This is a genomic window from Buchnera aphidicola (Thelaxes suberi), assembly GCF_964059005.1.
GTDB lineage: Bacteria > Pseudomonadota > Gammaproteobacteria > Enterobacterales > Enterobacteriaceae > Buchnera_I > Buchnera_I aphidicola_C.
The window spans coordinates 298,259-324,475 of record NZ_OZ060389.1 but is presented as its reverse complement, the minus strand read 5'-3'; the positions used below and the strand labels follow the sequence as shown (position 1 = coordinate 324,475).

General features: G+C 22.3%; 29 protein-coding genes and 3 tRNA genes. 10 read left to right on the top strand and 22 right to left on the bottom strand.

What is annotated here, in order from left to right:
• Positions 1-91: 91 nt before the first annotated feature.
• The 3 genes from AB4W61_RS01465 to asnS all read left to right on the top strand — a co-directional run bounded on the left by AB4W61_RS01465 (position 92) and on the right by asnS (position 3,865).
• Positions 92-1,033 carry a rhodanese-related sulfurtransferase gene (locus tag AB4W61_RS01465; RefSeq protein WP_367678761.1) on the top strand — a complete coding sequence of 314 codons (942 nt, stop codon included), beginning with the start codon at positions 92-94 and terminating at the stop codon, positions 1,031-1,033.
• 138 nt (positions 1,034-1,171) lie between these two features.
• Positions 1,172-2,368, top strand: a complete 1,197-nt coding sequence (gene pncB, locus AB4W61_RS01460; RefSeq protein ID WP_367678760.1) for a nicotinate phosphoribosyltransferase — start codon at positions 1,172-1,174, stop codon at positions 2,366-2,368.
• An 87-nt stretch (positions 2,369-2,455) separates the two neighbouring features.
• Positions 2,456-3,865 (top strand): asparagine--tRNA ligase, encoded by a 1,410-nt coding sequence (asnS, locus tag AB4W61_RS01455; RefSeq protein WP_367678759.1) that lies wholly within the window; start codon positions 2,456-2,458, stop codon positions 3,863-3,865.
• A 353-nt stretch (positions 3,866-4,218) separates the two neighbouring features.
• On the opposite strand, the gene AB4W61_RS01450 is transcribed toward asnS, so the two are convergent.
• The 10 genes from AB4W61_RS01450 to AB4W61_RS01405 all read right to left on the bottom strand — a co-directional run bounded on the left by AB4W61_RS01450 (position 4,219) and on the right by AB4W61_RS01405 (position 12,140).
• Entirely contained in the window at positions 4,219-4,575 is a 357-nt protein-coding gene (locus AB4W61_RS01450; protein WP_367678758.1) for an HIT domain-containing protein, read from the bottom strand.
• A 115-nt stretch (positions 4,576-4,690) separates the two neighbouring features.
• Positions 4,691-6,142, bottom strand: a complete 1,452-nt coding sequence (gene ptsG / locus AB4W61_RS01445; protein WP_367678757.1) for a PTS glucose transporter subunit IIBC — start codon at positions 6,140-6,142, stop codon at positions 4,691-4,693.
• Between the two features lie 152 nt (positions 6,143-6,294).
• Positions 6,295-7,083: a TatD family hydrolase gene (locus AB4W61_RS01440; protein WP_367678756.1), complete on the bottom strand. Its 789-nt coding sequence runs from the start codon at positions 7,081-7,083 to the stop codon at positions 6,295-6,297.
• A gap of 44 nt (positions 7,084-7,127) precedes the next feature.
• Positions 7,128-8,123 carry a DNA polymerase III subunit delta' C-terminal domain-containing protein gene (locus AB4W61_RS01435; protein ID WP_367678755.1) on the bottom strand — a complete coding sequence of 332 codons (996 nt, stop codon included), beginning with the start codon at positions 8,121-8,123 and terminating at the stop codon, positions 7,128-7,130.
• Positions 8,081-8,737 carry a dTMP kinase gene (gene tmk / locus AB4W61_RS01430; protein ID WP_367678754.1) on the bottom strand — a complete coding sequence of 219 codons (657 nt, stop codon included), beginning with the start codon at positions 8,735-8,737 and terminating at the stop codon, positions 8,081-8,083. The genes AB4W61_RS01435 and tmk overlap by 43 nt, the downstream gene beginning before the upstream one ends.
• Before the next feature lie 86 nt (positions 8,738-8,823).
• On the bottom strand, positions 8,824-9,069 hold the full coding sequence (gene acpP / locus AB4W61_RS01425; protein ID WP_367678753.1) for an acyl carrier protein: 246 nt from the start codon (positions 9,067-9,069) through the stop codon (positions 8,824-8,826).
• A 46-nt stretch (positions 9,070-9,115) separates the two neighbouring features.
• Positions 9,116-9,826, bottom strand: a complete 711-nt coding sequence (fabG, locus tag AB4W61_RS01420; protein WP_367678752.1) for a 3-oxoacyl-ACP reductase FabG — start codon at positions 9,824-9,826, stop codon at positions 9,116-9,118.
• Positions 9,823-10,770, bottom strand: a complete 948-nt coding sequence (locus AB4W61_RS01415; protein WP_367678751.1) for an acyltransferase domain-containing protein — start codon at positions 10,768-10,770, stop codon at positions 9,823-9,825. The genes fabG and AB4W61_RS01415 overlap by 4 nt, the downstream gene beginning before the upstream one ends.
• A gap of 161 nt (positions 10,771-10,931) precedes the next feature.
• Positions 10,932-11,114: a 50S ribosomal protein L32 gene (rpmF, locus tag AB4W61_RS01410; RefSeq protein ID WP_367678750.1), complete on the bottom strand. Its 183-nt coding sequence runs from the start codon at positions 11,112-11,114 to the stop codon at positions 10,932-10,934.
• Between the two features lie 60 nt (positions 11,115-11,174).
• Entirely contained in the window at positions 11,175-12,140 is a 966-nt protein-coding gene (locus AB4W61_RS01405; protein ID WP_367678749.1) for an RluA family pseudouridine synthase, read from the bottom strand.
• 330 nt (positions 12,141-12,470) lie between these two features.
• On the opposite strand from AB4W61_RS01405, the gene AB4W61_RS01400 reads away from it, so the two are divergent.
• Positions 12,471-13,721, top strand: coding sequence for an Rne/Rng family ribonuclease (locus tag AB4W61_RS01400; RefSeq protein WP_367678748.1), 1,251 nt, complete (start codon positions 12,471-12,473; stop codon positions 13,719-13,721).
• Between the two features lie 269 nt (positions 13,722-13,990).
• Here AB4W61_RS01400 and AB4W61_RS01395 read toward each other — a convergent pair whose 3' ends face one another.
• The 9 genes from AB4W61_RS01395 to flgB all read right to left on the bottom strand — a co-directional run bounded on the left by AB4W61_RS01395 (position 13,991) and on the right by flgB (position 20,842).
• On the bottom strand, positions 13,991-14,308 hold the full coding sequence (locus AB4W61_RS01395; protein ID WP_367678747.1) for a rod-binding protein: 318 nt from the start codon (positions 14,306-14,308) through the stop codon (positions 13,991-13,993).
• Positions 14,309-15,430 carry a flagellar basal body P-ring protein FlgI gene (locus AB4W61_RS01390; protein WP_367678746.1) on the bottom strand — a complete coding sequence of 374 codons (1,122 nt, stop codon included), beginning with the start codon at positions 15,428-15,430 and terminating at the stop codon, positions 14,309-14,311. It abuts the gene before it with no gap.
• Positions 15,431-15,515: 85 nt separating this feature from the next.
• Entirely contained in the window at positions 15,516-16,232 is a 717-nt protein-coding gene (locus AB4W61_RS01385) for a flagellar basal body L-ring protein FlgH (protein WP_367678745.1), read from the bottom strand.
• A 42-nt stretch (positions 16,233-16,274) separates the two neighbouring features.
• Entirely contained in the window at positions 16,275-17,057 is a 783-nt protein-coding gene (gene flgG, locus AB4W61_RS01380; protein ID WP_367678744.1) for a flagellar basal-body rod protein FlgG, read from the bottom strand.
• A gap of 21 nt (positions 17,058-17,078) precedes the next feature.
• On the bottom strand, positions 17,079-17,864 hold the full coding sequence (locus tag AB4W61_RS01375) for a flagellar hook-basal body complex protein (RefSeq protein WP_367678743.1): 786 nt from the start codon (positions 17,862-17,864) through the stop codon (positions 17,079-17,081).
• A 55-nt stretch (positions 17,865-17,919) separates the two neighbouring features.
• Positions 17,920-19,149, bottom strand: coding sequence for a flagellar hook-basal body complex protein (locus tag AB4W61_RS01370; protein WP_367678742.1), 1,230 nt, complete (start codon positions 19,147-19,149; stop codon positions 17,920-17,922).
• Between the two features lie 92 nt (positions 19,150-19,241).
• Positions 19,242-19,913 (bottom strand): FlgD immunoglobulin-like domain containing protein, encoded by a 672-nt coding sequence (locus AB4W61_RS01365; RefSeq protein WP_367678741.1) that lies wholly within the window; start codon positions 19,911-19,913, stop codon positions 19,242-19,244.
• Positions 19,914-19,934: 21 nt separating this feature from the next.
• On the bottom strand, positions 19,935-20,366 hold the full coding sequence (gene flgC, locus AB4W61_RS01360; RefSeq protein ID WP_367678740.1) for a flagellar basal body rod protein FlgC: 432 nt from the start codon (positions 20,364-20,366) through the stop codon (positions 19,935-19,937).
• Positions 20,367-20,434: 68 nt separating this feature from the next.
• The gene (gene flgB, locus AB4W61_RS01355; protein WP_367678739.1) at positions 20,435-20,842 is read right to left on the bottom strand and encodes a flagellar basal body rod protein FlgB; all 408 of its coding nucleotides are present in this window, start codon (positions 20,840-20,842) and stop codon (positions 20,435-20,437) included.
• Between the two features lie 340 nt (positions 20,843-21,182).
• Here flgB and AB4W61_RS01350 point away from each other — a divergent pair, with 340 nt between their 5' ends.
• Entirely contained in the window at positions 21,183-21,842 is a 660-nt protein-coding gene (locus AB4W61_RS01350; protein WP_367678738.1) for a flagella basal body P-ring formation protein FlgA, read from the top strand.
• A 76-nt stretch (positions 21,843-21,918) separates the two neighbouring features.
• Here AB4W61_RS01350 and AB4W61_RS01345 read toward each other — a convergent pair.
• Positions 21,919-22,004, bottom strand: a tRNA-Ser gene (locus AB4W61_RS01345).
• 196 nt (positions 22,005-22,200) lie between these two features.
• Between AB4W61_RS01345 and AB4W61_RS01340 the strand changes: the two genes are divergently transcribed.
• Both AB4W61_RS01340 and AB4W61_RS01335 read left to right on the top strand, forming a co-directional pair.
• Positions 22,201-22,271: transfer RNA gene (locus AB4W61_RS01340), tRNA-Cys, on the top strand.
• 35 nt (positions 22,272-22,306) lie between these two features.
• Positions 22,307-22,390: transfer RNA gene (locus tag AB4W61_RS01335), tRNA-Leu, on the top strand.
• On the opposite strand, the gene AB4W61_RS01330 is transcribed toward AB4W61_RS01335, so the two are convergent.
• Entirely contained in the window at positions 22,355-23,413 is a 1,059-nt protein-coding gene (locus AB4W61_RS01330) for a methyltransferase (RefSeq protein WP_367678737.1), read from the bottom strand. The two genes, AB4W61_RS01335 and AB4W61_RS01330, sit on opposite strands and share 36 nt — an antisense overlap.
• Before the next feature lie 247 nt (positions 23,414-23,660).
• On the opposite strand from AB4W61_RS01330, the gene minC reads away from it, so the two are divergent.
• The 3 genes from minC to minE are packed head-to-tail and all read left to right on the top strand — an operon-like array spanning position 23,661 to position 25,507.
• Positions 23,661-24,401: a septum site-determining protein MinC gene (gene minC, locus AB4W61_RS01325; RefSeq protein ID WP_367678736.1), complete on the top strand. Its 741-nt coding sequence runs from the start codon at positions 23,661-23,663 to the stop codon at positions 24,399-24,401.
• Between the two features lie 29 nt (positions 24,402-24,430).
• Positions 24,431-25,249 (top strand): septum site-determining protein MinD, encoded by an 819-nt coding sequence (gene minD / locus AB4W61_RS01320; RefSeq protein ID WP_367678735.1) that lies wholly within the window; start codon positions 24,431-24,433, stop codon positions 25,247-25,249.
• A 3-nt stretch (positions 25,250-25,252) separates the two neighbouring features.
• The gene (gene minE, locus AB4W61_RS01315) at positions 25,253-25,507 is read left to right on the top strand and encodes a cell division topological specificity factor MinE (RefSeq protein ID WP_367678734.1); all 255 of its coding nucleotides are present in this window, start codon (positions 25,253-25,255) and stop codon (positions 25,505-25,507) included.
• Positions 25,508-25,531: 24 nt separating this feature from the next.
• Here minE and tsaB read toward each other — a convergent pair whose 3' ends face one another.
• A complete protein-coding gene (gene tsaB / locus AB4W61_RS01310; RefSeq protein ID WP_367678733.1) occupies positions 25,532-26,212 on the bottom strand; it encodes a tRNA (adenosine(37)-N6)-threonylcarbamoyltransferase complex dimerization subunit type 1 TsaB in 681 nt (226 codons plus the stop codon).
• Positions 26,213-26,217 lie beyond the last annotated feature (5 nt).

The window sequence follows — 26,217 nt, the reverse complement described above, 5'->3', positions numbered from 1 at the left end:
AAATAATTTAATATTTTATATATACATAATTTATTGTTCGTATTAATAATGATTATTACTGTTAATTTCGTATATAATTAGGAACTTTATTATGATTATATTACATAATACTATTTCAAAAAAAATATTAAAAAAAAAAATACAAAATGATTCTGTACAACGTATTATCGTTTCTTTTTATAAGTATTTTTTTATTGAAGATACAGTATGGTTAAAAACTAAAATATATTTATTTTTTTTGAAACTAAATATTTTAGGTCGTGTTTATATCGCACGGGAAGGGATTAATGCACAAATTAGTGTTCCCTTAAAAAAATATATAATGTTCAAAAAATTTGTACGTCATTTAAACCCTAAATTAAATTTAATATCATTTAATACTGCTATTGAAAATTCATTAGTTACTCCTTTTTGGGTTTTATGTGTAAAAATACGTGAAAAAATTGTTTCAGATGGTATTAATTATCCTTTTTTTGCTTTTTATAAAAATAATTGTTATTTACAAGCAAATTCAGTTAATCACATGATTGATGATAATCAATCGATTATCTTGGATATAAGAAATAAATATGAATTTAATGTAGGACGATTTGATAATGCAATCAATATACCTTCTAAAACATTTAGTCAACAAATGAAAAATTTAGTTTTTTCTTTACAAGAATATAAGAATAAAAAAATACTTTTATATTGTACAGGAGGTATTCGTTGTGAAAAAGCTGCTGCATGGTTACAATTCAATAATTTTAAAAAGATATATCAAGTTCAAGGTGGTATTATTGGTTATGTACATAATGCAAAGAAAAATAATATTAGTTTGCGCTTTAAAGGAGCAAATTTTGTTTTTGATAATAGAATGATAGAACGAATATCTGATGATGTTTTAGGTACATGTTTTCATTGTCAAAATTTATGTGATAATTATATAAATTGTAAAAATAGTAGATGTAATTTGCTTTTTATTCAGTGTAATTATTGTCAAAAAAAATACAATTATTTTTGTTCAATAAAATGTTCAAAGAAAACAATGTAAATTATTTATTTTTGTATTTAAATAATTTTATTAATAATTAATAATTATTAATAACTGATTTTTAAAAATAGATAATATGAAAATGCAATTTAATTTTTATATATTTATATATAAATCGTAACTATAATGAAGAAAATAATGACATTATTTAAATTTCCTATAATAACAACATTATTAGATACTGATGTATACAAATTTTATATGCAACAAGCGGTTTTTTTTAATTATAAAAATGTGCATGTTGTAGCAGAATTAAAATGTAGAAATAATGAAAATTTAGGTATTTATGCAAATATTTTACGCACTCAAGTGGATATGCTTTCTGAATTAAAATTAACGCAAAAAGAATATAAATATATGTCTTCATTTTCTTTTTTTAAAAAAGAATATTTAGATTGGTTAAAGAATTTTCGTTTTAATACACAACAAGTTCAGATAAATAATATTAATGATAAACTTTATATTAAAATTGTTGGGTTATGGAAAGAAGTAATTTTATGGGAAGTTCCTTTATTATCTTTGATTAGCGAAATAGTTAATACAACACGTTATCAAAATATTAAAAAAAAAATAATTAAACAATACATAAAAAATAAAATATTTTTATTTTTAAATACATCAAAAAATCTAGATTTATCTAACTTAAAAATTGTTGATTTTGGAACAAGAAGAAGATTTTCATATGAATTTCATATTTTTACTATTAAGTTACTAAAAAAATATGTCCCATGGTTTAGTGGTTCAAGTAATTTACATATTTCAAGATTATTAAATCTACCTTGTGTAGGCACCCAATCACATGAATGGTTTCAAGCGCATCAACAAATTAGTACAAATTTAAAAGATAGTCAAAAAATGGCATTAAATGTGTGGTTAAAACAATATGGTAAATTTTTAAACATTGCATTAACAGATTGTATTACTACTGATGTTTTTTTAAAAGATTTTAGCTATTATTATGCTAATGCATATAAAGGCGTTCGTCATGATTCTGGAGATCCTATTCAATGGGGGAATAAAATTATTCATCATTATAAATTATTGAATATTAATCCAAAAAAAAAAATATTAGTGTTTTCTGATTCGTTAAATTTTAAACGAGTATTATTTTTATATAATTATTTTAATCATGCTATTAACTTAGTATTCGGAATTGGTACTTATTTGACTTGCGATATTCCTGATGTTCGACCGTTAAATATAGTAATTAAATTAATAGAATGTAATTCTAAACCAGTTGCTAAGATATCCGATAACCCTAAAAAAACTTTTTGTTTAAATAAAGATTTTATACGTACCTTATGTAAAGAATTTAATTTTTCTATAAAAAAATAAAAAAGAAATAATATCATTAAAATATTTGTAGTGTTTATTTAATCATAAACATTAATATATATTTTATTTTAATAGGAAATAAAACAAGTGCAAATTACTTTAATATCTGATATAAATCATAATTTAATTCCTGTTAATAATAAAATACGTATACAGGGATGGATAAAAAATCGACGTAAATCAAAATTAGGAATTACATTTTTAGATCTTATGGATGGATCTAGTATTAGATCACTACAGATTGTTGCTTCAGATTCATTAAATAATTATCCAAATGAAATATTATTAATTACAACTGGATGTTCTATTGATGTATATGGAACATTAATTTTTTCAAAGAGAAAAGAACAAAAATACGAAATTGTTGCACAAAAAATACAAATTTTAGGTTGGGTGGATAATCCGCATACATATCCTATATCTTCTAAAAAACATACTTTAGAATATTTAAGAGAAGTAAATCATTTAAGACCTAGGACTAATTTAATACTTGCTGTTTCTGTAGTTAGAAATATTTTATTTCAAAGCATTCATTCTTTTTTATTTAAAGAAAAATTTTATTGGATACCTACTCCTATTATTACCAGCATAGACGCTGAAGGAACAGGTGAAATGTTTAGTGTCAATGTAAAAACAGAAAAATTAAATAATCGAAATGGTTCGAAAGAACAGTTTATTTATGAAAAATTTTTTAATAAAGAATCTTTTTTAACTGTATCAGGTCAGTTAACATTAGAATCTTATGCTAGTGCTCTTTCTAGAGTATATACATTTGGTCCTATTTTTAGAGCAGAAAATTCAAATACTAGCAGGCATTTGTCTGAATTTTGGATGTTAGAAATAGAAGCGGCATTTTTTGATTTAAATAAAATTTTGTTATTTTCAGAAAAACTAATTAAATATGTTTTTGAATCCGTAATTAATATAGCTAATTTAGAATTACAATGGTTATCAGATAATTTAAATATAAATTTATTAAAAAGAATAAAAAGCGCTATAAATAATAAGTTTATTGTTTTAGAATATAGCGAAGCTATTAAAATTTTAAACAAAAATTTTGTACATGTAAAAGAAAATAAGATATCATTTGGAGATGATCTTAATTCGGAACAAGAACGATACTTAGTAGAAAAACATTTTAGAAACAATAATATTATTGCTATTATTAATTATCCTAAAAAGATAAAAGCGTTTTATATGCGAATCAATAAAGATGCAAAAACAGTAGCTGCAATGGATATTATATTTCCATATATTGGAGAAATAATAGGGGGATCACAACGAGAAGAGCGATTAGATTATTTAGATAAAAGAATGATAGAATTGAAGTTAAACAAAAAAGAATATTGGTGGTATCGTGATTTACGTAAATATGGTACAGTTCCCCACTCTGGTTTAGGTATTGGTTTTGAACGTTTGTTAATGTATATAACAGGAATGAATAATATAAGAGATGTAATTCCATTTCCTAGAACTGTAAATAATGCAAATTTTTAAGATTTTAATTAAATTATTATTTAAAAAATTAAATAAAAATAATATAATAAACTTATTTATTTATAAATTGATTAGTTTTTAAAATAATAATTATATAATCTTAAAAAGATCTAATAATTAATTATTTTATTTATATATTATTTACTAACATTATTTGAATTAACATCATTAAGGAATAATTTAAAATGTTTCATATAAATTTTGTAAAATTACTATTTTCTCCAGAAGGAGTTAGTTTGTGCAAATTTTTATTTCATAAAGTTATTTTACTTAAAATATTTAAAATATTTTATCATTAAAATATTGTAAAATAATACATATTTCACTATGATTATAAATTAATTTTAAAATTGTTATTTTTTGTTTAAAATAGGACCTAATTGTTCTCCACCCAATAAATGAATATGCAAATGAGGAATTTCTTGTCCTCCATTTTTATTACAATTAATAACAACTCTATAACCTGTTTTATAAATTTTTGTTTTTTTTGCCATTAAGATAACAGTCTCGAACATTTCTATTAAAATATTTTTATTTTCATCATCTTTTATGTTATTTAATGAAGGAATAATTTTATTAGATATAACTAAAAGATGAACTAATGCTTGAGGATTGTTATCTTTTAATACTGTTACATTATTACTTTGATACAATATTTTTGATTTAATTTCTTTATTGATAATTTTAGAAAAAATAGTTTTTTTTGCCATGTAATTTACCTTAATTAAATAAAAAATTTATTGTTTGATTATATAAATTCAAAAAACAAGGTTGGGATAAATTTTTACATCCCTTTCCTTATTTTTTGTATTAATATTCATATTTTTATGTTAAATTATGATTTGTTTTTTTTAAATAATCATCTATTTTTGTTTTAATATTGTCTGATTTTGTCCCAAAAACTACTTGTACTCCTAATCCTGATATCACTACTGCAGCAGCGCCTAATTTTTTTAATTCTATAGTATCGACTTTTTCTATAGATATAACTGTAATTCGTAAACGTGTTATGCACGCATCTAAATTATGTATATTTTCTCCCCCCCCTAAAGCTGTAATAATGTTAGGTATAAATTGATCATCTTGTAATTCTTCACCATTATAACATTCTATTTTTTCTCTTCCAGGAGTTTTTAAATTTAACTTTGTAATAAATATATAAAATAAAGAATAATAAATTAAACCATAAAAACAACCTACTATAGGAAACATCCAAAGTCGATGACCATTTCCACTTAGTATCATAAAATCTATAAAACCGTGCGAAAAGCTAGTTCCAGCTTTCATATCTAAAAAAATGCACAAAACAAACGCTAAACCTGATAAAACTGAATGAATAGCATATAATATTGGTGCAACCATTATAAAAGAAAATTCAATGGGTTCAGTAATACCTGTTAAAAATGAAGTTAAAGCTCCTGAAATCATTATACTACCAATATTTTTTTTGTTTTCCTTGTTTGCAGTATGCCATATCGCCAAAGCAGCTGCAGGTAATCCATACATTTTAAATAAAAAACCTCCTGATAATTTTCCTGCTGTATTATCTCCTGCCATATATCTAGCTATATCTCCATGAAAAAGTTGACCTAAAGAATTGCTATATTCTCCTATTTGCATTTGAAATGGAACATTCCAAATATGATGTAATCCAAATGGTACTAAGCTTCTTTCAACTAACCCGTAAATACCAAATGCAAGAAGTGGATTTTGATATGCAGCCCATTCAGAAAATAATTGAATTATTCTTCCTAAAGGTGGCCATAAAAAAGATAATATCACTCCTAAAAAAATAGCAGATAAACCTGATATTATTGGTATAAATCGTTTTCCTCCAAAAAAACCTAAATATTCAGGCATTTCTATTTTATAAAACATATTAAACATATATGATGTAGTCAATCCAGCTATAATACCTCCAAATATTCCAGTATCAGCAAGATGTTTATGCTGTATTTCAACAATTGGTATATGTAAAAATACAGGTGTCATAACAGATAATGTTTTAACCATAATTCCATAAGAAATTACTGATGCTAAAGCTGCTACTCCATCATTTTTAGTAAATCCTAATGCTACACCAATAGCAAAAATTAAAGGCATATTTGCAAATATTGAACCTCCTGCTTCAGCCATAATTAACGAAATTATTTCTGGAATAGCATGAAAATGAGCTGATCCAATTCCTAATAAAATTCCAGCAATAGGTAAAACAGAAACAGGAAGCATTAAAGATTTACCCATTTTTTGAAGATTAGCAAAAGTGTATTTAAACATATATAACATTCCTAAATAATATCTTTTTCAAATATGATTAATTAAATGAGTATTAATTAATTTTCAAATAAAAAAATATTAAAATATATAATTATATATATTTAATATAATTATTTTAATATAAAATTATTTTTATAAGATATATACAATTTTTAGTTTTTAATATTAAATAAATTTTTAAAATTAAAAAATAAGTTTTCAATAACTTGTGTTATATTATTATTTTTTTTTATATATGAAACGCATTTAGCTATTTCATATAAATAAGCAGGTTGGTTTAATTTACCCCTATAAGGGACAGGAGCTAAATAAGGAGAATCTGTTTCTATTAATAAACGATCTAATGGAACATATTTCACTACTTTTCTTAATATATCTGCATTTTTAAACGTTATAATTCCAGAAAAAGATATATAAAAACCTAAATCAAGAATCATTTTAGCGATATTAATATTATCTGTGAACGAATGTAATACTCCTGAGCATTGTTCTGCATTATTTTTTTTAAGCAAATGTATTGTTTCTAATCCAGCATTTCTCATATGTATTATTATAGGTTTATTAACTTTTATAGCTAATTTAATATGTTTTTCAAATATTTTTTTTTGAATATTTTGATCACTTTTCGAATCAACAAAATCTAATCCTGTTTCACCAATTCCAATAACTTGTGTGTTTTTTAAAATTAAATTTGTAATTATATCTTCTTTAAAACAGTTTTTTTTTACATATAATGGATGTATGCCACATGAATAAAATATATTGTTTTTTTTAGGAACAACATTAATCATTGTATTAAAGTCTTCTATAGAAACAGAAATATTTAAAAAATATTTAACATTTTTTTTTTCAGCAGAGTGAATGATTTCATTAATTACTTGTTTACTTGGTTGGTTGTTTTTAAAATGATGTAAATGACAATGGGAATCAACTAGCAACATTAATTAGTTATCCTTTTTTTTTTGTGTTATGTAAATTAATATAATTAAAATACTCGCACTGTCCATTTTATTAATTCTTTTGCAATAACTAATTCCAAGTTAATACCCGGAACAGTTAACAACAGTTTTCTACAATGTAACCAAGATCTAATTATTTCATCAATATATTCGTTAGGAATTAATTGAGAAAATATTTTAATAATTTTTATCTGATCATGATTACATATAAAGTTAAATGCATTAAAATTATATTTAATAACATCGAACAAAATCGAACATATCCATTCAATTTTTATTTTTTTATTATTTTCATGAAATTCAGTAAGTAAAAATAAAAAATTTTTTTGTGTTAATGCAAGCAATATTTTTTCAAAAAAAATAACTCTTTCATTCCATAAATTACTATTTAATAATTTTAATGCATGAATAGGTAGATTATTACTAATATTTAAAGCTACTTCGCACTTTTTTTTTTTAAATTTAGTATTGCGTATCATCCACTCTATACTTTCTTGATAATTAGGAGAATGTAATTGATAAATACAACATCTACTATATAGTGTATGACTAATAATATTAAAAATATGAGTATGTGTAAAAAAAAATAAAGTATTGTTTGGGGGTTCTTCTAGTGTTTTTAAAATTGCATTATTTGCTGCATTTGTTAAATTTGTAGGTTCATGAATCCATACAATCTTTAAACCTCCTTGTTTTGATGTTTTAAAAATTTCATCTAATATTGTTCTAATTTCTTCAATTCCAATATCTTTTTTATTTTTTTTTAAAAAATAATAATCTGGGTGATTTTGAGAAAGCATTAAGGAACAATCTAAACATATTCCACAACTTTTAAAAGCTATTTTATTAGAACAAAATAACCAACGACTAATTATCCATATTAAGGAAGAAATACCTATCCCTTGTACCCCTTTCACTAACAAAACTGGATGAAATTTATTATTTTTATACCTTTTAATAATATTTTTATAGTGGTTAGTTAACCACGGATACCATTGTATACAGTTTGTTCTTTTATCCATTTTTTTATTATTAACTCTAAATGGTTTTGTACAATAGATTTTTTTTGTGATGTATTGATAGTTACTATTTTAGGATTATTTTTAATAAGTTTTAAATAACTATTCCTAGTATTAATAAAAAAAGAAATATCTTTATTTTCTATTCTATCTAAGTATTTTCTAGATTTTATTCTTTGCAATCCAATAATAGGATCAATATCTAAATAAATAGTTAGACTAGGTGAAAAATTATCAATTGCTATTTTTTTTAAAGTACGAATGATATTTAAATCAATTCCTAACCCTCCTCCTTGATATGCTAATGAAGAAAGATCATGTCTATCTCCTATTACTATATATCCTTTTTTTAGCGCGGGTTTAATAATAGTTTCTACTAATTGAATCCTAGATGCATAAATAAGAAATAATTCAGTTTTTTTATTTAATTTTTCATTTTTATTAAATGATATAATTATTTTTCTAATTTTTTCAGCTATAGATGTTCCGCCTGGCTCTCTAACTATTAATATATTTTTTATGCCATAATTTTTTAATATGTTATAAATTATTTTACAAGATTCTGTTTTTCCTGAACCTTCAATTCCTTCTATTGCAATAAACTTATTATTTATCATATTGTATGAGATGTTTTAAATTAAAATAAAATTGTTTATTTTCTTTATTACAAAAATTAATTATTTTTATAGCTACAACAGTATATTTATTCAATAAAATTTAATTTTTTTGTTACATAATCAATAATAGATTGCACATTAATAAATTTATCAACATCGTTGTCATGAATTTCAATATTAAAAATGTCTTCTATTTCCATAATTAATTCAATTTTGTCTAATGAATCTGCTTTTAAATCAGTACGTAAATTAGATTCATTTAAAATATTTTCTATTTTTATTCCAAATTGTTTAGAAATAATTGTTTTTATTTTTTTTTCAATGGATGTCATAATTATTTTCTCTTAAAAAATTTATAAAATATTTATTTTTAATATTTTATGTTAAATACATTCCTCCATTGACATGTATTGTTTGACCTGTAATATACGATGCCTTATTTGATGACAAAAATAATGCAGCATTACTAATATCTTGAGGTGATCCAAATCTTTTTAACGGTATTTTAAATAAATATTCTTGTTTTTGTTTGAAACTTAATTTTTGTAACATTCCTGTATTAATAATACCAGGAGAAATAATATTTGCAGTAATTCCAAACCGTGCTATTTCTAATGCAAGTGATTTATTAAATCCAATTAGACCAGCTTTAGTAGTAGAATAATTTATTTGTCCAATATTTCCGATGTCTCCTATGACAGAACCAATACTAATAATACGGCCATATTTCTTTTTTATCATGTATCTAACTACAGATTTACAAGTATAAAAAATAGAAGTTAGATTAATTGTTAAAGTATCAATCCATTCTTTTTCGGTCATATTAAATAATAATTTATCAAATTTAACTGATGCATTATTAATCAATATATCTATTGACCCATATTTTTTATAAATATTTTTTATTGTTAATTTAATTGATTTTAAGTCTTTTAAATTTAAAATAATACCAGTTCCTTTTTTGTGTAAATATTTTTTTATTATAGTTACACCTTGCATAGAAGTAGCAGTTCCTATGACTATAATATTTTTTTGTACAAAATACTGTGCAATATTTTTACCGATGCCAGTATTAGCTCCAGTAATCACAGCAATTTTTTTTTTATTTTAATATTGTTCATAGCTTTAATAAAAAACGAATAGTTGTTAAGAGGTAATGTTGTTATTGTTGTAATACTTCGATTTAATTGGGTTAAAACACAATTTGAGCTTATTTCTAAAAATAATGATACTTTTTTTTTTTCTTGTAAATAAATAATACTATTTTTCCAATTAATATTAGATATTAATTGCTTTACTAAAGCATTTTTTATATCGGTTGAATTTAAATAACACGATATAGTTAGAGGGTTAATAACTTTACAAATTGGTGTACAAATTTTTTTGTCATGGATAAACATTTTAAATTTTTTAGCAGCTTTATACATTAATATAGAATGTGAAGCAATTTTTATAGGTAGTTGAATTGAATTACATGATCCATATTTTTGACATAAATTAACCGTTTGTATTACTGCTGATTTATTTCCTGAAATAATAATTTGTTTACTTGAATTAATACTAGCAATAGAAACAACATTATTATGATTATTAATTTTATTACATGCTTGTAATACTTTTTTTTTATTCAATCCAATAATTGCTTGCATCATTTCAGGTTTTTTTTTTGCACTACTTAACATTAATTCATTTCGTTTTATAATTATTTTGATCGCATCTGCAAAACTAATTGATTGAGCACAAACTAGAGCGGAATATTCTCCTAAACTATGTCCTATCATATAGGTTGGTATAATTCCTTTTATTTTTTTCCATAAGTTATATATTGCAATTGAAATAGTTAAATTCATGACTGGATTATTAATTTTAAAATTTTTATTAACATTATTTTGTATTAAATTCCACAAATTAATTCCAGCATATTCTGATGCTTCTATAAATGTTTGTTTAATTATAGGAAAAGATAAATTAAGTTGATAAATAGACTTAGGGGAATAAAATCCCTGCCCTGGAAACATCATTGCAATAATCATATTGTGATATATATTGTGTATATTTATAAAAATGTTTTAATATTTTTATTTTATCATAAAATCAATTTAATATTTTAATTAAAATAATTTTAATTATTTAATTAATTTATTTATTTTATCTAAAAGATACATTCAATATAAGAACATATCTTTTATATAAATTATTTATTTTTTTTATTTAATAAAACTAATTTTCCTTTATAATACCCGTTTTTAGTAATATGATGACGAATATGATATTCATGACTTTGCTTATCTTTTGATAACATTGGAATATAACATCTATCATGTGATCGTCTCATTCCTCTTTTGGATCGAGATGGTTTACTTTTTTGAACAGCCATTTTAAATTCCTTATTAATAATTAATTATATTGATATTTAATATTTGTTTAAAAAATAAATTTAATTACAATCTTCCAATAAATTTAGATATTTTTCAAACCTAACTTCTAAAGGCGCTTTAATAGTTATTTTATTTTTATTGTTAGGATGTATAAAACTAATTTCATTAGCATGTAATAATATTTTTTTAACATGATTAGTAACTGGCAATTGTGAATCTAGTATATTATCGCCATAATCTGGATCAAATATTAAAGGATGGCCAGCATATGATGCATGAATCCTAATTTGATGAGTCCTACCTGTTATAGGGAAAATATTCATTAAAGTAGTGTTTTTATATTGTTTTTTTACTTGAAATCGAGTTTCTGATACTTTTCCTTTAGGATGTACGGACATAATTTTTTTTCCATTATATAAAAATTTTTTTATTAATGGGGCTTTAACTACTGTATGTTTTACGTTCCATTTTCCATGAACTAAAGCGATATATTTTTTTTTTATTGTTCGATTTCTAATTTGTTCATGTAGGTTTCTTAAAGAAGAATTTTTTTTGGAAAGAATTAATATTCCAGATGTATTACGATCTAATCGATGAACAAGATCTAAAAATTGTAATGAAGAATAAATTTTTCTAAAAATTTCAATAATACCAAATCGAATTCCACTGCCACCATGTACAGCTATACCTGATGGTTTATTTAAAATAATTAAATTTTTATCTTCAAATAAAATATTTTTTTTTAATTTTGTAATTATATTAACATTATTTAAAATTTCTTTAATATCATTTTTTTTTTGATGTTGAAAAAAAGGTATTTTAATTATATCATTTTTATTCAACTTATATTTAGGCTTAATTCTTTTTTTATTAACTCTTATTTTACCTGTTCTAATTTTTTTATAAATTAAACTTTTTGGAATATTATTAAATTTTTTAAACAAAAAGTTATCAATTCTTTGGTTTTTTATTATTGATGTAATGTATGAAGGACAATTTATAATTCTTTCATTAGTTGATTTCATTTATTTTCTCTAAAAATAATATATATATTTATTTATTTTATTTTAAAAATAAAAATAAATTTTATATATAAAATTTTTAATTAAATTTGTTAATTAAATTAATAATTATTTTTATAAACATGAATGCAATACATGATAATATATTTTATAAAAACTTTCCTACACAATAGAAAATAATTACAATATATTAAAAAATAAATGACTCATATATAAATTTTTTTTATTTATTTTATAAGTTAATTAACTATTTTTTAAAATTTATTACTTACTAATAAATTTGTTTTTTCTGTTTTTTATTTTTTTTCATATTTTATATAAGAGTTATACCTAATGAAACAAATATTAATACATGTATATCAAAAAAAAGAAATCAGAATTGCAATTGTAGATAATAAAAAATTATATGATTTATATATTGAAAAAATAGGACATAAAAAGAAAAAATCTGATATTTATAAAGGAATAATTAATCGTATTGAACCTAGTTTAGAAGCTTTATTCATTGATTATGGGGGTAAAAAACATGGATTTTTACCTTTTAAAGAAATTTCAGATTATAATTTATTTAACCAAGTTAAAAAACTTATAAAATTGAAACAAATAAAACAATTTTTAAAACAAAATAAAGAAATTATTGTACAAATAAGAAAAGAAGAAAAAGAAAATAAAGGCGCTGCGCTTACGAATTTTATTACTTTAACTAGCAATTATTTAGTTTTAATGCCTAATAATCCTGGAATTATTGGTATATCTCGTAAAATTCATGGAAAACGTAGAACTGAATTAAAAAATTTTTTATCTAATTTAAGTATATTACATAATATCGGTTTAATTATTAGAACCGCTAGTTCAGAACAATCAATAACGTGTTTAGAACAAGAATTAAATCGAAAAATAGAGCATTGGAAAGCTATACAATCATATTCACAAACAAAAAAAGCTCCTTTTTTAATTTATAAAGACAGTAATATAATTTTAAAATGTTTTAGAGATTACTTAAATCAAGAAATAAAAGAAATTATTATTGATGATTTTTATATATTTGAACAAGCTCATAAATATTTTACTAGATTAGGAAAAATAAGCTTTAAAAAAAAAATAAAATTTTTTACTAATAGCAAATCATTATTTAATTATTTTCATATAGAAGAACAAATTTTGTCTATATTTAAAAAATATATTAAATTACCATCAGGAGGATCAATTATTTTAGAAAACACTGAAGCATTAATTGCTATTGATGTTAATTCATCTAAAGACAGAACAGGTATAGGGATGCAAGAAACTGCATTTAATACTAATTTAGAAGCAATAGAAGAAATTTCACGACAATTAAGAATAAGAGATTTAAGTGGATTAATCGTCATTGATTTTATTGATATGAAGTCCATTGAATGTCAAAAAATTATTGAAAAAAAATTAAAAAAATTAATACAGAATGATCGTGCGCGTATTCAAATAGGTAATATATCTAAATTTGGATTATTAGAAATGTCTAGACAACATTTAAATACTTCTTTAAATATACTAGATTCCGATAAAGAAATATGCCCAATATGTAATCAATTTAAGCAAAAATAAAATAAACATCTATTATTAAATACTTTATTTATACGTATATTTATAAAAAAATTTTGTCATCATTTTAATAAATTTCTATTTTTTTTTAAAATATTGTATATATAATATATTTTTTATTTAAAAATATTTCTAATTTATAGAATTAAATAAATAAAATATTATCATAAATAACTTTTTTATTAAAAAAAATTATTTATGAATAATTATTTAAATAAATATATATTTATTATTTTATAAAATAAATTTTAACAATAATAAATTATTGTCATTTAAAAAATATTTTTTATTTTATTATATTTAAGTTGTGCTTCAATTATTGAAGATAAACCAATTCCTTTATTACTAATTGAATCAGATAGATATTCATTATACATATCTGAATACATTTTAGATTGATTGTTTTCAAATAAACTTTGTTCTGTTAATGTATTATTCATACTTTTTATTAAAATTTTAATAAAAATACTTTCTATATTTTTTGATAAAATATTATCATTAATTAATTTATTTTTATTTTTTAGATATGAATCCATTTCAAATAAATTATTTAATTGACTATTTTTCAATAAAAAATAATTTTCATTCATTTATTTAATATTTCCAATAGGTAATAATGTGCATTTTACATGGCTCATAGAATCTATAATAGAAGATATATCAATATCTGTCATACCTATCTTATTTAAGATATATAATAATTCATTTGATTTAGAATTATTATCATATCTATGATTTTTGATTTTATTTTTTAATAAAAACATTTTTTTATTTATATTATTTTGATAATAATTATGATTATTAAATATAATTAAAATATTTTTATATTTTATAAAACATGGATGTATTATGCTATCTTTATTTAAATTAATAGGAGTATTGTTTTTTAAATTTGTATTAGCAGATAATATTTTATTATCTTTTTGGAATAAAGGTACATCTAAATTTTGTATATTAGCAATTAATTTAATTTGATCTGCAATATTTTTAGATGTAGTTGTAATTTGAATAACCCGAGAATTAATTGGATTAGCAATATTGGGAAAATTGTTATTGATAATATTAGCAATTTTTTGATTTAATGAAAAATCATTTTTTTTTAAATTTAAACGAATATTTTCTAAAGGTGCATTTTGATTATTGTTAATTTCTTTCTGTATTACTGCTCCATCTGGAATAAATCCTGTATTGAACGCAAGAGATTTTTTATCTTGATTAATATTATTATGAAGATAATAATTATCTTCAATGTTATGTTGATTATGAGGAACTAATATTCCTTGTGCAGTAGCATATGTTTCATTATTAACGCCTTTTAATGGAGTCATAAGCAATACCCCTCCATTTAAATTTTTTGCATTACCTATAGAAGAAACAGTAATATCAATAGTTTCTCCTAATTGAGATAGTGCATTCATCTTTCCTATGACAATTACTGACGCTATATTATTTATACGAGTATTTTGTATTTCTGGAATATCTATATTTAAATTATTTAATAAGGATTGTAAAGAACTAGTAGAAAAAGAAGATTTAGATGGCATTTGATCTCCTGTTCCATTTAAACCAATCACTAAACCGTATCCTATTAATTGATATTCTTTAATTCCTCGAATATCAGAAATCTTTCCAATTTTTTCTGCTTGAGCAAAAAATGGAACAAATAATATGTATATTATTAAACATATCCTGGATAATAAAAATTTATACATAAATACCTTTATAATAAAAGTTTATTAGTTGAAGTGATATTTTTAAATTTAAAATATTTAATATTAATTAAACTATTTTTTTTTTTTAAAATGGTAATAAACTCATTATCCAATTTTTATCCCATAAAGAATCATCATGATGCATGTCTTTAACATTAGTATAACGAATGTAAACATTTGCTACTCTATTAGATTCAATAGAATTATTTAAGTGAACATTTTTTGGATTAATTATTCCTGTAAATCGAATTAATTCAACATTTTGGTTAACACCTATTTGTTTTTCTCCTACTACTTTTAAATTGCCGTTATTCATAATTTTTGTAACTATAACGCTAATAGCTCCTTCAAAATTTTCTTTATTATTAATAACTCCTTTATTAGAAGAAAAAAATTTAGACGATTCATCTAATACAGATTTATTTTGATATAATCCTATAATTTTATTAATTATATTAGGTATAATACTTGAATTAAAATAAATTGATTTATTAGTATTAATTTTATCTGAAGAATGGTTCATAGTGGTAATGTTTTCTTTTAAAATTACTGTAATCACGTCTCCTACTTGATATTTTTCTTTATTTTCAAATAATGAAAAATTATTAGTTTTTGTATGTGTCGACATTAAATTCTGTAATTTTAATAAATCTGGTATCATAGGAGCTATGATAGAAGAATTATCGAAATGTTTATTAGGATCTATATCTTCCTGATTAGATACAAGGCATCCGCTTAATGATAACATTAATATTGTAATAACAGTTAATTCTCTACATTTTAAAAAAAAATGTAAAATCATAACATTTGCTTCCTTTAGATGGTTTTTTACATGCATATTTAATTAAATTTGAGATAATCTTTGTAACATTTGATCCGATGTATTTATTGCTTTACTATTTATTTCGTATGCACGTTGTGTATGAATCATGTTAATTAATTCTTCTGCTACATTGACATTAGAAGTTTCCACATACCCTTGATATAATGATCCAGATCCATTAGTTCCAGGTATATTTTCTGTTGGAGTACCTGAAGAATCAGTTTCCTGATATAAATTTTCTCCTAAATTTTCTAGACCTGTATCATTAAAAAATGTAAAAATATTTAACTGTCCAATTTCATTGGATTGGTTGTTATTTCTTACTGTTGCAGAAACTGTTCCATCTCGTCCTATACTAATTTTTTTTGTATCAGGAGGTATGATGATATCAGGTTGAACAGCAAATCCACTATTTGTAACTAATTTTCCGTCTTTACCTACTTGAAATGATCCATCTCTGGTGTATGCAAATTTTTCATTAGGTAATAATACTTGAAAAAAACCCTTACCATTGATTGCTATATCTTTACTAGCGTCTGTTTTTAATAAATTTCCTTGTATATGAATGCGTTCTGTTGCAACAGGTCTTACTCCTGTACCTATTTGAAATCCGGAAGGTAAAATAGTTTCCTGAGAAGAATTAGAGCCAGAATAACGTGAATTTTGATAAATTAAATCTTCAAATACAGTACGAGACTTTTTAAATCCATTTGTACTTACATTAGCTAAATTATTAGAAATAACATTCATATTAGTTTGTTGTGCATCCAAACCTGTTTTTGCAATCCAAAGAGAGGGAAACATATTTATTTTTTATTCCTTAATTTAGTAATTAATATTCATAAAATGATTAGCAATTTTTTGATTTTCATTACAATATGTTATTAATTTTAGATTCATTTCAAATTCTCTAGCATTACTAATCATATTGATAATGCTTGTTGTTGGAGATACATTACTTTCTTCTATAGTTCCAGATAGAATTAAATTTCTTGAATTAGAATAGAATAATTTTTTATTGTTAGTATTATTTTTTTGTATGTTTTCTAAATATAGATTTCCATATTTTGAAGTAATAATATTATCATTTTTGATATATTTTATTGCTATCTTTCCTATTTTTTTTTTAAATGTATATAAGGATTTATTTTTACAACAATAAATGGTTCCATCTTTTTCGACTGTTACATTACTATCCTTTGGAATAGTAATAATATTATTATTTGTCCCTATTAGAAAGTTATTTAAAATAGTTAATTCATTATTTTTATTTAATTTAATTCCTCCATTTCTTGTGAAATATTTTGTTTTACTATTTTTTTTTCTTTTAACAATAAACCAATAATTTTCTTTTGATATCGCAAGGTCTAAAGATCTTCCAGTATTTTTAAAAAACCCTATAGATGTATTGATATACTCTTTTTTATTTGTTACTAGAAAATCTTTTTGACCTTGCTGATTGGATTGTTTTTGTTTAGTACAGGACAATACCGAAATAAATTTTTCTTTAAATCCAGGTGTAGATATATTAGCAATATTATTAGCAATAAAATTTTGATTTTCTAATATTCTATTTATTGTTTGTCCAGTTTTATAAATTGCATAATCCATAGGGTTCTTCTTATTAAAATGAGTAATTAATTATTTAAAATTTTTCATAGTTAATTTATTTTAAATTAATTAGTGTTTGATTGATTTTATCTTGTATATCTAATGCTTTTTTAGAAGCAAAAAAATTTTTTTGAGCCATAATCATGTTAATGATTTCTCTTTCAGGATTAACATTTGAACCTTCTATTTCTCCTGGAGTTATCGTTCCAAAAATACCTAAACCTGGAGGTCCAATAATTTCTGGATTAATATCATTAGCAGTTTCAGCATTTATCCACAATCCAGGTTCGCTTTCTACTAAAGTTGATGTTTTTGTAAAATCAGATAATGCTAATTGGTTTAACATTTTTCTTGATCCATCACTATAAATTCCATATAAAATACCGTATTGATCTAAAGATAATTTTTTGATTATAGTAGAAGGTTTTCCATTAATTTTAAAAGAAACTGGAAAATTTACAGCATCATCATCAAATGATTCACAAATTAATTGTCTTAAGTCAACAACAATTTGTTGAGTTTTTGGCGATCCAAATTTATTAAATAAAATTGTATCATAAGGTTTAGAAATAATTTTTCCATCTTTTGGGTTAAATTGTACTATAAATTCCTTATTATAAACACGATGATTTTTTAATACAGAATGTATTTTCCATATTGTTGGAGTTTTTTTTATTAAATATAAATTAAAATCATATTTTTCTCCATTTTCATCATAAGCAGACATAGGCAACATTCTATTGAACGTTGTCGAATCAAAGGGATCAAATTTATCAGTAAATTTTATAGGATCAGAAGCATTAATCTGGGTTTTTACTGCAATAACGTTTGTAGGCTCACCAGGAAGTTTGATCATTTTACTTAAGTTAATAGGATTTGTTTTTTTAAAATTTAATACTGGAGTAGTTAAATCATATCCAGTGACATATAAACCATTTGAATTGACTAGATTTTGTTTTTTATCTAATAAAAAGTGTCCATTTTTACTATAAAACAACTTGTTATTTGCATCTTTTAATCTAAAAAAACCGTTTGAAACAATAGCAGAATCCAATGCTCTATTTGTTTTAAAATGCGGACCTGTATCAAAATTATAAGTTTTTTCTCCAGTCATAGAACCCATTCCAACCGATGAATTATGCTCATAATCATTCGGAACAAGATCATAAAATGGCAATACTTCACTTTTAAATCCAGGAATGTCAATGTTGGATAAATTTTTACCAATCGTATCTATACTAGACATGGCAGCATTTATGCCGCTTGCATTTGACAAATATGACATATATTATCCTTTTTTAAAAAAAAATTTAAATGATTTATTAAACATACAACACAAAATTTTTTATAATAATGTTTGGTTTAAAATAACAATAATTAATTTAATCGCATTGCGTCTTTTGATACAAGGGGTTGTATTGAATAAATATTGTCACCTTTTTTAGCAAAAATTTTTATATTATATAACCCTGGATTGACGACGTTTCCTGATGCATCTTTTCCATCCCAATTAAAAAAATGCATTCCAATATATAGTGGTTTTATCTTTTTGTAAACTATAGCTTCATTATTTTTTTTTGCTATTCTAATAAAAATAGAATCTACTGAATCTGATAATTGGTATCCTATTTTTAAAAAATTAGCAGCTTTTTTGAATATGACCTCGTCACTAGGCATCATTATAATTTTTGTATTTGTTGAAAAATTATTATATATAGGAAGCGTAGCTTTTGTATTAATATTTTGACTATCTCGTACTTTTATATATTGTTCCATAACTTTAATAGAATCTTTTACATTTTGTAACGTTTTTTTTATATCACGATGTTTTTTTTTAAATGATGTTTCTCGGTTATTTAATACAAAATATGGCGAAGTAGGATTAGGAAGCCTACTTCCTCCTCCATTTATAAAACCAAATAACGATTTTACAACAATATTACTATTGTCAATAAAAGGAATACCAAAATTATAATTTTTAGAATAAGGGTTTTGAGGTATAGGGAAAGAGCTTAATAGGGGAAAATAATCTGCTATATTAATAACCATATATTACTTTACTCCGTGTTTTTACTGACCTATGGTTAAAGTTTTAAGTATCATTGTTTTTACTGTATTTAACATTTCTATATTTGATTCATAATTACGAGCTGCTTCCATAGCATTAATGTTTTCAGCTATAATATCTACGTCAGAACTAAGAACATATCCTTTTGCATCTGATAATGGATGATGAGGATTATATACTAATTTTTTCGATAATGGATTTTCTACTATGTGTGATTTTATACCTCCTATATTTTTATAATTGTTTTGAATTATTTTTGCTTCGTAACTAGGGTTAAACTTAATAATTATTTTTTTTGATCTATATGGTATTTTTCTTCCATGTTGTTGAATAATAGTATTAACATTAGCCAAGTTTTCTGCAGTAATTTTCATAATATTAGATTGTGTTTTTAATGCAGAGCTTGCAATATTCATTACATTAAATAAAGACATAAAGTTAATTACCTTTTTAACAAAGTATAAAATTATTCTACTTATTTTATTTTAATTAAAAATTTATTTTATGTTAATACTAACTGTATATTTTTTATTTTTTTATTTAGAATAGCAATTTCTTCTTGATATTTTAAACTATTTTTAACAAAATTTATACGTTCTTCATCCATATTAACTGTATTTCCTATTTGATTTTTATTTTGATTTGAAAAATATATATCGGGTTTTATTAAATCATGAATATTTTTCAAATTACAGTATTTTTTTGGTTTTATTGTATTTAAGGGTTTGTTAAATTTAATATTATTATTAATAATTTTTTTTAATTCATGCTTAAAATCTATTCTACGTGCTTTATAACCTGGAGTATTGACATTAGCTATGTTTGAAGCAATTAGTTCTTCTTGTAAACTTCTTAAATTTAATTTTTGTTGTAAAAAATTTAGTTCTTTTTCAATACCAAATAATGACATATTCACCTCTTTCAATTTAAATTTTTATAAAATTTTATTTTTATTTTTTTTTATTTTAAAATAAAATAGCAGTAATAAACGTATGTAATTTATACATAATTAATAAATATTATTTTTTTATTTAACATTAACAAACTATTTTGTAAACAAAAAAATTAATTTTTTTTATATTTTTATTTTTATTTATAAAAAAATAAAAAATAATTTTCTATTAAAATAATAAGTCTGTGTACATTACTAGTTTTTAGATATAATAATTGGTATTATTAATAGTGCATATTTTACATCATTAAAACACATTTTTTTATTCTTAATATAAAGACTAAATCGAGTTTAACGTATGAAATATAAAAAAGTATTCTTATTTTTAATTATAATAATTACATTAATTGTAGGATTTAACGTAATTAATAAAAAAGCATTAATTCCTTCACAGGATAAAACTATTAATTATGTACAAAATATGAAATCAATGTTTCATTCATTGGTTCATAAATGGAAAAATTCTTATCATTCAAATGATTCTGTAATAAATCAAAATCTGCACTATGATAATTTCTATAAAAAAACACATAATTTTTATTATTTTAATGAGAATGCACAAATTGCATTTAATCACTTTAAACAATATGATTTTTTGAATACCAGTAAATTAACAGAAGAAAGTGATTTAAAAAAAATTGGTATTGATAAGCACACAAATTATAAATTTTTGGATTCTAAATTAAATTTAGATAAAAGTATTATTGAAAATAAAATAAGTAATTATATACCTGATATTTTCGCTCCAATTTTTAATAAAATTATGGGGAAAGATCAATCAGTTCACAAAAATCAACAATTATTATGTGTAATAAAAGGATCTTCATTTAGCATTGTTTTAGAAGGAAAAGCTTTAAATAATGCAAAATTAGGAGAAAAAGTGGTTGTAACTTTAAAAAATGGTAAAACATTTATAGGAGAAGTAATTATTGGAAAAAGAGCTTTAATTTTAATTTAAATGAAAAAAATTTATTATAAAATAATATAATTAAATAAAATTATTAATAAAAAATTTATTTAAGATTAAAGTTTATTGGAGGAGGAGGGATTCGAACTCTCGGATGATGTTATCATCGGCGGTTTTCAAGACCGCTGCCTTAAACCACTCGGCCACTCCTCCTTTATATTTAGGAAATTCTAAATATTATATTTAAATAATAATATATATAATATCAAAAAACAAGAAATAATTTTTATTCTTAAGTAATATATAAACTTTTACATAAAACATAATTTTTTTTTATAAAGTAGTAATAAATTTATTGATAATTTTATAAAAAAATTTTATAATTATAATATTAATTTAAAGTATTATTGGCGCTTTGGCAGAATGGTTATGCAGCGGATTGCAAATCCGTTTAACCCGGTTCAATTCCGGGATGCGCCTTGTTACAAACTATAATAATTGTATTTATGATATATGCCCGGATGGTGAAATTGGTAAACACAAGGGACTTAAAATCCCTCGGCTTAACAGCTTTGCGGGTTCAATTCCCGCTCTGGGTATAAAAAAAATTTTTTTTGTATAGTATATACTATATAATTATTATTATGTTTTGTTATTACATAGTTTTGAATAAATGTATGTAGTATTGGTTTTATATTTATGCTTTTGTTTAAAACAACCATTAATTGACCAGTAGATGTTAAATAATTACTAGATTTTAAAATAATTTTACGAATCATTAACAAATTATATGATAAATCTGTATGATAAGGAGGGTTAGTAATAATTAAGTCAAATTTACTTTTAATATTTGAATATAGATCACTAGATATAATCTTCCCATAAACTTTATTAATACAAAAATTTATTCTACAACTTATTATAGCATTTTTATGATTATCACAAGCTGTTAATTGTATATTATTAAAATTTTTTAAAATAAAAATAGAAACTATTCCAGATCCGCAACATAAATCTAATACTTTTTTCTTTTTAATATTTTGTAATGAATCAATTAATAATTTTGTTCCTTCATCTACTTTGCTATATCCAAAAACTCCTGGAAGTGAATAAATAAAAATATTTTTCCAGCAATATTTACTATAAAAATTATGTAAATGGAACTCGTATTTTTTAAAATTTTTTCCATAAAAAAGAGAGCATTTCCGCATAAATTTAATTTTTTTTAACGTCATCCATTTATTGAAAATATTAATTGAAGTATTAATACCGCTAGTATTTTTTCCTATTAAAAATATTTGTGTATTAATTGATAAATTAGATAATAAGTACATTAAATCAAAAATAGATTCTTTTTTATTTTTATTCCAAAAATAGATTACAACATTTTTTTTTTTTAAAAAATTTTTATGTAATTTTGTTCTAAAATAAATTGATCCTGTAGAATTATTTTTATGAAACAGCCATAAATCATACTTTGCAACAGAAATTGTTATGTTATTTGCTGTTAAATAATTACTAATATCATCTTCTATAAAACCAGTTATTAAAATATTTTTATTAAAAAAATATTTTTTTACATGAAAAATCACTTCACTAGTACTATTTAAATTAAAAATCACGCACTTACCCTTATCTTTTTTATTAAATAATCATATAATAGCAGATTTAACAATTCATAAAAAAAGTTTATAATTTAATAATAAAAAATTTATAATAATATTATTTAATAATAATATATCAATTGTAATAAAAATGAATTATTTTAAAAATAATTATTTTTATTAATAAAAAATATTCCTGTACAATATATTTAATATTTTAAAAATTAAATTTAAATATTTTTAAAAATTTTTGAGTTAATAAATTATGAATAATAAAATTATTGAATTTAAAGGACAAAATTTTACTTTGTTAGTATTGTGTATATACAGTGAAAATACCGAATTAGTAAATATAGAATTAAAGAAGAAAATTAAAAAATTTCCATATTTCTTTAATTCTTCTGCTGTTGTATTGAATGTAAATTATTTATCTCATACAGTGAATTGGCTAAAAATAAAAAAAATACTTCAATCGTTTCAGTTAAAAATAATAGGATTTTTAGGTTCTACTGACGATAATTTAACAAAAAAAATTATCAATTCAGGAATTCCGATATTTTCTGAAATAAATAAATTAAAAAAATATTATCAAAATAATTTTTTTTCATTTTATAACGAAAAAAAAAAAACTGATTTCTATCATTTAAACAACACAACCGATAATATTAAAATAAAAAAAAAACAATGCATCATTAATACTCCAATACGATCAGGTCAAAAAATTTATGCCCCTGATTCTGATTTAGTTATTATAAATAATGTTAGTGCTGGCGCTGAAATTGTTTCTAATGGCAATGTTCATATATATGGGGCGTTGAGAGGTAGAGTATTAGCAGGAGCTGACGGAAATCAAAACTGTCAAATTTTTTGTACAAAAATTTTCGCAGAATTAGTTTCTATTGCCGGAGAATATTGGTTAATGGATAAAATACCATTAGAATTAATTGGTAAAGGTGTTCGTTTTTTTTTAAATAGTAAAATATTAAATATTGCGAAACTTCATTAAAATAGATGCATAAGTAAGAGGAACAGTTTATGGATTCATCTCGTATTATAGTGATTACTTCAGGTAAAGGAGGAGTAGGAAAAACAACTTCTAGCGCATCTATTGCAACAGGTCTAGCTTTAAAGGGAAAAAAGACAGTTGTAATTGATTTTGATATAGGTTTGCGTAATTTAGATTTAATAATGGGGTGTGAACGTAGAGTAGTATATGATTTTGTCAATGTTATACAAAAAGAAGCTACTTTAAATCAAGCATTGATTAAGGATAAAAGAACAGAAAATTTATTTATATTACCAGCATCTCAGACTCGAGATAAAGAATCTTTAACACAGTCTGGAGTATATTTTGTATTACAAGAATTATTAGATAAAGGTTTTGAATTTATAATATGTGATTCTCCGGCAGGAATTGAAAATGGAGCATTATCAGCTATTTATTTTGCAGATGAAGCAATTATTACTACTAATCCTGAAGTTTCTTCTGTACGTGATTCAGATCGAATATTAGGAATGCTTTCTTCTAAAACAAAGCGTGCAAAAAATAATGAATTACCAGTTAAAGAAAATATTCTAATAACAAGATATAATCCTACTAGAGTAGCAAAAGGAGAAATGTTAAGTATAGAAGATGTATCAGATATTTTACATACTCCAATAATCGGAGTAATTCCAGAAGATAATTTTATTTTAAAATCTTCCAATCAGGGTATACCTATAATTTTAGACAAGACATCTCAATCAGGGCAAGCTTATTCTGATACTGTTAATAGATTATTGGGAAAAAATTGCCCTCTTAGATTTATTAAAGAAGAAAAAAAAAGTTTTTTAAGGCGATTATTTGGAGGATAATTTATGTCATTGTTAGATTTTTTTATATCAAGAAAAAAAACTACAGCTGCAAGTATAGCTAAAAAAAGATTACAAATTATTGTCGCAGAAAATAGAAAAAATAATATTGAACCAAAATACCTTCCTCAATTAAAACATGAAATAATGAAAGTGATATGTAAGTATGTAAAAATTGATTCCAATATGGTAAAAATACAATTTGATAAAAAAAATAAAGATATTTTTATATTAGAATTAAATATAGTATTACCAGAATAATGTAATCATTAATAATAAAATATTTTAAATGAAATTATTTATATAATTAGGGAATATATTTTTTGACATCAATGATGTTATATTATTTTGAAAATATAATAATGCAATTGGAATAATGTCAATTGCATAAGGTTTAATTGTATATACTTCTTTATTCATGGAATGTATGTCAGAAAAATTATTACTCCATACATTTCCGATATAAAAAAAATTTGCGTTATTATTGATAATAATTGATTTAATATCACATTTTTTTATTAATCGATCGGAATAACATGTGTTCCATACATTTGATTCTGATCGAATATATTTTCCTAAATAAGCTGTTGTAGAATTTGCGTGCATGCAAACAATAAATTTTCTTACTGTTTGATTTTTTTTTTTCCAATAATGTTCTGCTATAATTTTTAATGTTGATACTCCTAATATAGGAATATCATAAGCTATGGATAACCCTTGAACAATGCTATTTACAATTCTTATACTGGAAAAATTTCCAGGTCCTCTTGAAAAAGCAATTAAATTTAATTGATTTACTGTAACTGTATTGTTTTTTAAAATAGTATCAATCATAGGAATTAAAATTTTAGTATGATTTTTTATACATATTTGATTAATTTGTTGATATATTCCACAATTAAATAATGCAACTGAACATTCTTCAAAAGAAGCATCTATTGTAAGAATTTTGATTTTACTTTTCAAATTAA